5 protein-coding genes are annotated in these 5,422 nt (G+C 63.7%); 1 reads left to right on the top strand and 4 read right to left on the bottom strand.

Going from position 1 to position 5,422, the window contains the following annotated elements; genetic code table 11:
* Window positions 1-141: 141 nt before the first annotated feature.
* From cobT to EN993_RS30480, 3 genes are all read right to left on the bottom strand, one after another.
* The gene (cobT, locus tag EN993_RS30490) at window positions 142-2,040 is read right to left on the bottom strand and encodes a cobaltochelatase subunit CobT (RefSeq protein WP_109671661.1); all 1,899 of its coding nucleotides are present in this window, start codon (window positions 2,038-2,040) and stop codon (window positions 142-144) included.
* An 11-nt stretch (window positions 2,041-2,051) separates the two neighbouring features.
* The gene (gene cobS, locus EN993_RS30485) at window positions 2,052-3,038 is read right to left on the bottom strand and encodes a cobaltochelatase subunit CobS (protein WP_109671608.1); all 987 of its coding nucleotides are present in this window, start codon (window positions 3,036-3,038) and stop codon (window positions 2,052-2,054) included.
* A gap of 123 nt (window positions 3,039-3,161) precedes the next feature.
* The gene (locus EN993_RS30480) at window positions 3,162-3,791 is read right to left on the bottom strand and encodes a J domain-containing protein (RefSeq protein WP_126070704.1); all 630 of its coding nucleotides are present in this window, start codon (window positions 3,789-3,791) and stop codon (window positions 3,162-3,164) included.
* Window positions 3,792-3,972: 181 nt separating this feature from the next.
* On the opposite strand from EN993_RS30480, the gene EN993_RS30475 reads away from it, so the two are divergent.
* The gene (locus EN993_RS30475) at window positions 3,973-4,275 is read left to right on the top strand and encodes a BolA family transcriptional regulator (protein ID WP_127265627.1); all 303 of its coding nucleotides are present in this window, start codon (window positions 3,973-3,975) and stop codon (window positions 4,273-4,275) included.
* A 28-nt stretch (window positions 4,276-4,303) separates the two neighbouring features.
* Here the strand turns inward: EN993_RS30475 and EN993_RS30470 are convergent.
* Window positions 4,304-5,422: acetolactate synthase large subunit (locus EN993_RS30470; protein WP_127265626.1), on the bottom strand; the 1,119-nt coding region annotated here is incomplete at its 5' end.

Below are 5,422 nucleotides of genomic sequence, written 5' to 3'. Positions count from 1 at the left end.
GGAATTCGGCGATCGGGCGAGCCGACACCTCGGCCGGTTCGACCAAGCTTGAGCCAGCCGAACTGGCCGCCGCCGAACCCACGCCGGCAAATAGGGCGATGGCGGCGAAAAGCGTCTGCCGAAAACCGCCGCGCGAAGAGATCATCCGGCGCGCCGCATGCCGCCGCGCCGCGTATCCTTCGCGCTTTCCTCGGCAAACAGCGAAGCCAGCTGCTCGGTCATGGCGCCGGCCAGTTCCTCGGCATCGACGATGGTGACGGCACGGCGGTAATAGCGCGTGACGTCATGGCCGATGCCGATGGCCAGCAGTTCCACCGGCGAACGCGTCTCGATCAGCTCGATGACGGCGCGCAGATGGCGTTCGAGATAGTTGCCCGGATTGACCGACAGCGTTGAATCGTCAACCGGCGCGCCGTCCGAGATCATCATCAGGATCTTCCGCTGCTCCGGCCGGGCGATCAGCCGGTTGTGCGCCCACAGCAGCGCCTCGCCGTCGATGTTTTCCTTGAGCAGGCCTTCGCGCATCATCAGGCCGAGATTGCGCCGTGCCCGCCGCCACGGATGGTCGGCCGACTTGTAGATGATGTGGCGCAAATCGTTGAGCCGGCCGGGATTCGGCGGCTTGCCGTCCTTCAGCCACTTCTCGCGCGCCTGCCCGCCCTTCCAGGCCCGCGTGGTGAAGCCGAGGATCTCGACCGAGACGCCGCAGCGTTCCAGCGTGCGCGCCAAAATGTCGGCGCAGGTGGCGGCGACCGTGATCGGCCGGCCGCGCATCGAGCCGGAATTGTCGAGCACCAGCGTCACCACCGTGTCGCGGAATTTGGTGTCGCGCTCCTGCTTGAACGACAGCGGCTGCATCGGGTCGATGACGACGCGCACCAGCCGTGCCGGGTCAAGGTAGCCCTCTTCCAGATCGAAATCCCAGGACCGGTTCTGCTGTGCCATCAGCCGGCGCTGCAGCCGGTTGGCCAGCCGGCCGACGACGCCCGACAGATTGGCAAGCTGCTTGTCGAGGAAGGCGCGCAGCCGGTCGAGCTCTTCTTCTTCGCAAAGCTCCTCGGCGCCGACCGTCTCGTCAAAAGCCGTGGTGAAGACCTTGTAGTCGATTTCCTTCGGCAGATTCGTGAAGGGATTGTCGTTGCGGCGCGCCTCGCCGGGTGTCTCGGCATCGGCGTCGTCATCGTCGGACAGGTCGTCGGCGGTGGCGTCGGAGGCTTCTGTCTCGGCCGACTGCTCGTCGTCGGCCGAAGCTTCGGCATCCTCGGACTGCGACTGCTCGGAGCCGGAATCCTCTTCGCCGCCCTCTTCGCTCTGTTCCTCGCCTTGCGGCTGGTTGTCGTCATTGTCCTCGGAGTCTTCCGTCTCCTGGTCGTCGCCGAGCTCCTCGGCCATTTCCATGGAGGCGAGCATCTCGCGCACGACGCGGGCGAAGGCCTGCTGGTCGCCGAGCTTGGCCGAAAGACCATCGAGATCGGCCTTGGCCTTTTCCTCGACCCAGGGGCGCCAGAGTTCGACCAGCCGCTCGCCGCTTTTCGGGACCGGCCGGCCAGTCAGCTTCTCGCGCACCATCAGCGCCAGCGCTTCTTCGATCGGCGCGTCGGCCTTGTCCTTGACGTCGACGAGATTGGCCTTGGCGTATTTGTCCTCCAGCATCGAGCCTATGTTGTCGGCGACGCCCTGCATGGCGCGGCTACCGATCGCCTCGACGCGGGCCTGCTCGACCGCGTCATAGATGGCACGGGCTGCCTTGCCTTCCGGCGCCAGCTTGGTGTGGATGCGGACATCGTGGCAGGCGCGCTTCAGCGCCATGGAATCGCCGAGCCCGCGGGTGATGGCTATGTCGGTCTTCGACGCCTTCTTCGGCAATTCGGGCAAACGTGCCCGGCTGCCGGCGAGAGCCGGCCTGTCCTTGGCGAAACCGACTTCGAGTTCCTTGTCGCCGGCAATGGCGCGCATGCAGACGGTGACGGCGCGCTTGAAGCTGTCGGCTTCAGACCCCGTCTTCGACTTGTTGCGCGTGTTGTCGCCCGGACCCGCCATCGAGACTCTGCTTAGCCCAGCACCACGTTTGCCGCTGATTCCGGCAGATCCTCGCCAAAGGCGCGCTGGTAGAACTCGGCCACCACCGAGCGTTCCAGCTCGTCGCATTTGTTGAGGAAGGTCAGCCGGAACGCCATGCCGATATTGCCGAAGATCTCGGCATTCTCGGCCCAGGTGATGACTGTGCGCGGGCTCATCACGGTCGACAGATCGCCATTGATGAAGGCCGAGCGCGTCATGTCGGCGACGCGCACCATCTTGTTGACGATCTCCTTGCCCTTGGCGTCGCGATAGTGCTTGGCCTTGGCCAGCACGATGGCGACTTCATTATCGTGCGGCAGATAGTTCAGCGTGGTGACGATCGACCAGCGATCCATCTGCGCCTGGTTGATCTGCTGGGTGCCGTGATAGAGGCCGGTGGTGTCGCCAAGGCCAACCGTGTTGGCGGTCGAAAACAGCCGAAACGCCGGATGCGGGCGGATGACCCGGCTCTGGTCGAGCAGCGTCAGCCGGCCAGACGATTCCAGCACGCGCTGGATGACGAACATCACGTCCGGACGGCCGGCGTCATACTCGTCGAAGCACAGCGCGACATTGTGCTGGTAGGCCCAGGGCAGGATGCCGTCGCGGAATTCGGTGATCTGTAACCCGTCCTTGACGACGATCGCATCCTTGCCGACGAGATCGATACGGCTGACATGGCTGTCGAGATTGACGCGCACGCAGGGCCAGTTGAGGCGGGCGGCGACCTGTTCGATATGGGTCGACTTGCCGGTGCCGTGATAACCCGACACCATGACGCGGCGGTTATAGGCAAAGCCCGCAAGGATCGCCATCGTCGTGTTCTTGTCGAACAGATAGTCCGGATCGATGTCGGGCACATGCTCTGATGTCACCGAATAGGCCGGCACCACCATCTTGGACTCGAAGCCGAATTTTTCCTTCACCGACACCGTTGTGTCGGGCAGGTTGGCGATGTCACGATCGACCTTGTTCATATCTCTCAACGTCTCCACGGGCGAAACCCCTGATTTCGCCGGCAATCGAATTTGTCCGGGGGCGGTCTTAGAGCGTTTTCCAACCTTATGAAAGTTGGAAAACGACACGAACCGTATGGTCGCTCAGCACAGGCCCGCCTGTTTGAGCACGCGATAGGCCTGCAGCACATCGCGGAACCGGTCTTCCGAACCTCTGTCGCCACCATTCGCATCCGGATGGTGGAGTTTCACCAGTTCCTTATAGCGCGCCTTGATCTCCTTGCCAGTCGCCTTTGTATCAAGGCCAAGCGTTTCCAGCGCCTTGGCCTCAAGCGGCTTGGCCTTGCGCTCGCGCGCCTCGCGCGGATCCTTCGGCCCCTTGAACAGATCGAACGGGTCACGCATGCGGTTGTAATAGCCGGCGCGGCCGGAACGCAGCTGCGCCATATCCGGCGACGAACGCGTCGAGGCGCCGTTGACGCCCATCTTCCAGGTCGGCCGGTGACCGGTCATGGCTTCCTTCTGGAAGCGCGCGACCTCGGTGTCCGGCACGCCGGAGAAATAGTTGAAGCCCTTGTTGTACTCGCGCACATGGTCGAAGCAGAAACGGAAATACTCGCCCTCCTTCATGCGCCCGACCGGCGCGCGATGGGTGCCCGCTTCCTTGCAGCCGTCCCACTGGCAAATCGGCGAATGCGACTTCAGCTCCGCGTCCTTGTCGGGACGGACGCGAATCTTCTCGAAATATTTGGGGTACGGCTTCATCTTACCCATTTATGGGGCGTTCGCAGATGCGAAACAAGAATTGACATTTTCGAGATCATCGCCCTAACCGCTGAATCGCGGCACAAAGCAGGCGAATGGCGGATTTTGTTACGCGGCAGCGGCTTTTGCAGAGACCGATTTTCGGTTTCAAGGCTGACGCGCCAGCCATATGTGGTGAAGGGAGACGGCGATGTCCATACAGACGACCATGGAAGACAAGCTCAACAAGGCATTTTCGCCGGACCGGCTGGTCATTATCAACGAAAGCCATCTCCATGCCGGCCATCACCATCACGGCGCCGACCATCACGGCGCCTATGACGGCACCGGCGAGACACATTTTCGCGTCCGCGTCGTCGCTTCCGCCTTTGCCGGCATGAGCCGCATCGACCGTCACCGCGCCGTCAACGAATTGCTTGCCGACGAATTGAAGGCCGGCGTGCACGCGCTGGCGATCGAACCGGCGGCTCCCGGCGAAAAGACCCGCTGGTAGGCCAGACCCGCCCTCACCTCCGCCGCACTCAGAGCACCGCTTCGATGAGGAACGGCCCGCGCCGCGACAGCGCACTGTCCAGCAGCGCGTCGAACCGCTCGCACGTATCGGCGCGGGCCGCCTCCACGCCCATGCCTTTGGCCAACGAGACCCAGTCCAGCGACGGATGGTCGAGGTCGAGCATGCGCCTGGCGTTCTCGCCGATCGCCTCGACACCGACATTCTTCATCTCGCCATGCAGGATCGCATAGGTTCGGTTGGAAAATACGATCGTCAGCACGTCGAGCTTTTCCCTGGCCTGGGTCCACAGCCCCTGCACCGTGTACATGCCGCTGCCATCGGCCTCGAGATTGATCACCTTGCGGTCGGGACAGGCGATTGCCGCCCCGGTCGCCATCGGAATGCCGCCGCCGATCGATCCGCCTGTGCCCATCATGTAGTCGTGCGGCGCGGCAAAGGCCGACAGTGCGAAGAAACGCCTGGCCGAAGTGATCGCTTCGTCGCAGACGATCGCATCCACGGGAAGCTTGCGCGCCACTGACAATGCGATGGCATCTTCCGTCAGTCTGCCGTTCGGCGTTGCCTCGTCGGGAAAGGCGGTCGCGAACACCTGTTGTTGCGACGGCTTTATGCCGAGTTCGTCGCGAAGCGCCTCCAGCGCCGCATGCAGATCGTCGCCATGGGCTGCCAGCGTCAGCACCTGGCAGCCCTCATGGACAAGCCGTCCCGGTTTTCCCGGATAGGCAAAGAAGGCAACCGGTTCCTTCCCGCCGACCAGGATTAGAACGTCGATGTCTCTGAGCACAGCTGTCGCCGCATCGACCGGATAAGGGATGCGAGCCGGCGCCACACGCCCGCGTCCGCGCTGCATCCGCGCGATCAGAACCTCGCTGAACAGTCGGACATCGCCGCCCGTCGAGATCTGCCCGGCGATGGCGAGCGCATCGGCGCGGGCGGCCTTCCCGCGAACGATGATGCCCGCCCGACCCGGAGCGGCACGGATCGCCGCAGCGATCTTTCTTACCGCGTCCATGTCGACGGCGGGCGGCGGCGCCAGCCTCACCTTGCCAACCGAGACCGCCCCGACTTCACCCCAGGCGGCATCCGCCGGCAGGATCAGGGTCGTGACGCCGGGAGGTGTCAGCGA

Source organism: Mesorhizobium sp. M7D.F.Ca.US.004.01.2.1, assembly GCF_003997785.1.
GTDB classification, from domain to species: Bacteria; Pseudomonadota; Alphaproteobacteria; order Rhizobiales; family Rhizobiaceae; genus Mesorhizobium; species Mesorhizobium loti.
The sequence above is the reverse complement of the archived record's forward strand: the minus strand, read 5'-3'. Positions and strand labels throughout refer to the sequence as shown.